The following is a 514-nucleotide window of genomic DNA, read 5'->3' as shown; positions in this document are numbered from 1 at the left end:
AAAATAGGTAAATGAAACAGTGATTTATTGAGTGCGTGGGTAAAATATTCAAAGTGGATAAAAGATGAGCTTTTGGGGATAACGAGCTTTTTAGAGAAGTTTTGGGGAAAAGTTGTGGAAACTATAAGTTGATATTAGAGGAGTATTTATCAACTAGGGCGAAGTACTATATCAGAGCGACTCGAATAAGGCTATAGCCATATAGACAAAGTACAAAAATTATTAACAATGAGTGAGAAAAATCATTTAGGCATAGATTTCGTTTACTAAGGTGTATATATATACAGCGCAGAAGTGGTAACACAGCCTAACGTAGTAAAGGCAGTAAAGATTGAGGAAGGGTATGAGTAAAGTTTATGAACTGGTCTCTGAGTATCAACCATCAGGTGACCAGCCAACCGCGATTAAGCAATTATTAGAGGGCTTAGATGCAGGGTTGGCGCATCAGACGCTTTTAGGTGTAACGGGTTCTGGTAAAACGTTCACGCTAGCGAATGTGATTGCTCAAGCACAG

The 514-nt window shown here is 38.5% G+C and carries 1 protein-coding gene; it reads left to right on the top strand.

Annotated features, from left to right (window positions below):
* Nucleotides 1-343: 343 nt before the first annotated feature.
* Nucleotides 344-514, top strand: a 171-nt coding sequence (locus tag R7Q11_RS29905) for a DEAD/DEAH box helicase family protein (protein ID WP_405532651.1), incomplete at its 3' end; no start/stop codon positions are given.

The sequence above is a fragment of the Vibrio sp. 970 genome (genome assembly GCF_033339075.1).
The sequence above is the reverse complement of the archived record's forward strand: the minus strand, read 5'-3'. Positions and strand labels throughout refer to the sequence as shown.